The organism is Desulfurococcus sp. (assembly GCF_038881575.1).
In the GTDB taxonomy this organism is placed as follows: Archaea; Thermoproteota; Thermoprotei_A; order Sulfolobales; family Desulfurococcaceae; genus Desulfurococcus.
Genome location: NZ_JAVZPN010000002.1, coordinates 44,768 through 48,572 on the forward strand (window position 1 = coordinate 44,768; position 3,805 = coordinate 48,572).

Annotated in this window: 5 protein-coding genes; all 5 read right to left on the reverse strand. The window is 44.7% G+C overall.

The window, feature by feature from the left end:
• Positions 1 to 1,368, reverse strand: a 1,368-nt coding sequence (locus QXV08_RS01945) for a V-type ATP synthase subunit A (protein WP_342821383.1), incomplete at its 3' end; no start/stop codon positions are given.
• A gap of 58 nt (positions 1,369 to 1,426) precedes the next feature.
• Complete coding sequence (locus QXV08_RS01950; protein ID WP_342786775.1) at positions 1,427 to 1,744, reverse strand: hypothetical protein; 318 nt, start codon at positions 1,742 to 1,744, stop codon at positions 1,427 to 1,429.
• Position 1,745: 1 nt separating this feature from the next.
• Entirely contained in the window at positions 1,746 to 2,696 is a 951-nt protein-coding gene (locus tag QXV08_RS01955) for a hypothetical protein (protein ID WP_342786776.1), read from the reverse strand.
• 9 nt (positions 2,697 to 2,705) lie between these two features.
• Positions 2,706 to 3,284 (reverse strand): V-type ATP synthase subunit E, encoded by a 579-nt coding sequence (locus QXV08_RS01960; protein WP_342786777.1) that lies wholly within the window; start codon positions 3,282 to 3,284, stop codon positions 2,706 to 2,708.
• 6 nt (positions 3,285 to 3,290) lie between these two features.
• Positions 3,291 to 3,764, reverse strand: coding sequence for an ATPase (locus tag QXV08_RS01965; protein WP_342821384.1), 474 nt, complete (start codon positions 3,762 to 3,764; stop codon positions 3,291 to 3,293).
• Positions 3,765 to 3,805: the final 41 nt, after the last annotated feature.

Consider the following 3,805-nt stretch of genomic DNA (forward strand, 5'->3'; position numbering starts at 1 on the left):
TCTCTCCCTTAGATATGAGTACTCATGGCTTATTTTTGACCACCATTCTGTTACGTTATCTACATATAAGCTGAAGCTGGTTAACCAGTTTATTGAAGGGTAATGTCTTCTATACGCTAAGTTAACGTCTAATGCGTATAATGCCCTGATAAGCCTTAGAGTGGACTGTGTAACTGGTTCACTGAAGTCCGCTCCAGGCGGTGACACTGCACCCATGATGGTGAGGCTACCGGTTCTCTCAGTTGAGCCAATGGTTTTCACGTACCCGCTTCTCTCATAGAACTGTGCCAGCCTTGATGCCAGATAAGCTGGGAAGCCTTCCTCACCCGGTAGCTCCTCTAAACGCCCGCTGATCTCTCTCATCGCCTCAGCCCACCTGCTGGTTGAGTCAGCGACGAGGAGGACGTTGTAGCCCATATCCCTATAGTATTCCCCAAGTGTAACACCTAGGAATATACTTGCCTCCCTGGCTGCGACAGGCATGTTACTGGTGTTAGCTATGAAGATGCTTCTCTCCATCATTGGCTTACCGGTCTTAGGATCTATTAGCTTGATGAAACTGTTTAATGCATCGGCCATTTCGTTTCCTCTCTCACCGCATCCAATGTAAATCGTTATATCTGCCTCACTCCACTTTGTAACAGTGTGAAGCAGGACTGTTTTACCCGTGCCAAAGCCTCCTGGTACAGCGGCTTTACCGCCTTTAGCTAATGGGAATAGAAAATCTATGACCCTAATACCTGTGATGAATGGCTCCCTGGGCTCTAATTTCTCCTTGTAAGGCCTAGGTCTTCTAACAGGCCATTTCTGGAGCATTGATACTTCTTTACCCCCTATCTTGGCAATAGGCTCTACTATACTGTAATCTCCTTCACTGGCTACCCATTCGATAATCCCGTTAATTCCTGGTGGAACCATTATATAGTGTTTAACCACCTCTGTTTCATTAACGTAACCTATGAAGTCGCCCTCGATGACTTTATCACCTGGTTTGACAAGTGGGATGAAATACCATTTTTTATCGCGTGGTAAAGGAGTCACCCTGACTCCTTTCCTAACGAATATGCCTGAAAGAGCCTCGATGACTGGTAGAGGGCGCTGGATTCCATCGAATATGGATTTTATCAGGCCTGGTCCTAGTTCAGCTGATAATGGTTGCCCAGTAGGGTATACGGGGTCACCTACTTTTAACCCTGTGGTATCCTCGTATACCTGTATTATTGCCTTATCGCCCTCTACTCCTATGGCCTCACCAATTAGTCTCTCCTCGCCTACTTCGATTACCTCGTAGACGCTTACACCCCGCACGTTTTCGGCTATTACAAGGGGGCCTGAAACCCTATATATTGTCCCTTTATGCGTACTCATAATGGTTCGCCTTTACCAGGGTAAACGCATCTACAGGTGTCTCTATCGTTAGGAAAGATTATATAGGTATTTCAATGCCCAGGTATTTCTTGGCTATTTCGGCATAGTATTGCCTAACATCGATCCCGGTCAGCTCCACTGGCTTATCGAGTTCAACTATGAGCATTCTGCTTTCATCCACTAGCTCCAGGAGCCTCCGGCACTCACTGAGCACTTGTTTATAGGTGATTAAGACTGAGTACTTGCCTATAGTGGGGCGGAGTTTTTCAATTATTTCACTACAATTGCCATTATACACTATTGAGGAAGCACCCCCAGCAACACCTATTAGGGATAGGTACTCATCACCTATAACTAGTATTTCACCTCTGTACAATTCAAGTCACCCATTTACTAATGAATACCGAGGCCTCCTGTCTATATAAGCCGGAGCCGACCACCGTGAAAACAAGCTTCAAAAACACGTATTGGCCAAGTAGTTTAAGCATGAGCCTACATGTTTTTTCAATGCTTGTTTTCTGGAGTATGAGGGATGCGAGATAGTGTAAACCCGTATAGACACCTAGGTCTAAGGCCTCGATACCGCTTGAGAACTTTAATGAATCGTTTATGGCTTCTGAGAAAACTACCGCGAACGGCCTATCCTTGGAGAGCATGATGCTTATCTCCCTGATACTTTTTCCACAGCTCTCGTAAAAATTAGCTGGATTAAGCGAGAGGGCCCTGGGCTGGAGTTGCCTTACTTCTGGATATAGTATACAGGCTTTAAGCAGCTGCATATCATGTAGTAGGTTGACTAGAACGCTTAACTCGTAATACTTTAGTTTATCAACTTTCATGGCCAGACTGTCTAAAGCTCTGATTATCTGTTGCAACTGAATGCTTCTCTTATTTATGTATTCTTTAACCAGCCCGTGTAGCTCTACTGGTAGAATCTCTCTCAGTATATAGATATTCATGGGATCAGGGATCTCCGGTATTAAGAGCGGTAGGGGCGAAGCCATTAGTGGAGGCTTAACTCCAGCGGTGAGTGCGTTTAATGATAAGTAAAGGTCTAGTGAGCTAAGTAGCCAAAGTATTTTATCAGCAATAGATCTCTCCTCGTCCCCGGCTTGGCTGAATAATGATTGCAATATACCTCTATAGCCTTTATCTAATGCATTATATACATCTATGAGGGATATCCCGCGAATCCCTGCTAATTTACCTATTTCGCTAGCCAGGAATTTCTCACTGAGATAACCAATCGCTGTCTCTAAATTCTGTGACGACAATATGTTAATGTAGTCGCTTCTAGTAAAAAACAGCTTGGAGGATTCAATCAGCATGAGGATGCATCAGCCCCACAGTATTCTCCTAATCTCATTTAAATACTTGTTCTGGAACTCCTTGAACCGGGATTCATACGTGTTATCCACTATTATACCGCTAGCGGACTCAACTATTATACCGCCCTCTATATCGCCCACCTCTATTGAGACCCCTGTCAATCCCAGTTCGGTGACTACCTCCCTAGCCGTCTCTAAGTCTCTTCTACTAACAATAAGCCTTCTCGGTGAGTCAATGGTTTTCATAGATTCGGTAATTAGGTTTTTGAGGGAGGATTTGGCATCGAATCCACGGCTTCTTATAACATTGTACGCCTGACTCAATATATCTGAAACAATATTATCTACTTCCATCGATATAATGAATCTCGCCTCCCTTACCGCGTCTGAAACAATGTTGTTCGCCTCCTTCTCTGCTTCACTAATAATCCTCCTTCTTTCTTTCTCAGCCCTCTCTCTCCATAAGGCTTCAGCTTCCCTTATCTTCCTCTTTGCCTCTGCCTCAGCCTCCCTCACTATCTCCTCTGCCCTAGCCCTCGCCTCCTCGAGTAACCTGGCTTTTACCGCCTCGCTTTCCAGTATCGTCAATTATTGTCACCCGAGTAAGGATAGACCGAGAATCGTGAATATTATGCCTAATATACCCCATAACTCTACATATGCTGCAAGCACGATCGAGCTCATGAGGTTGTTGCCTTTTGTTCTAGGTAGCTCAGCAATACCGTTAGCACATATTATCCCCTGTGCCCAGGCAGATAGGTATTCAGCCAGGAAACCAGCTAGCCCGATGCCAATTAATGCAAGTGCCTTCGTCATATTAATGTTGTCCAATGGCAAGCTAGGTATATACATCAGCATTATATAGATCATTTGTATTAAACCATAGAAGGTCTGAGTCATTGGTAGCGCAGCCAAGATTAATACATTCCTGAACTGGGTTGGATCCTCTGCTAGAACCGATGCACCTACACTGGCTGCACGCTTCATACCTATTGTTGAACCAGTGATGCCACCAATTAATGGTAATGCTCCCGCTAAATACATAAGCCCCATGGCTAATGGATCCATTCAACCACCCTTACACGCAAATATATAGATTTAACCAGGGG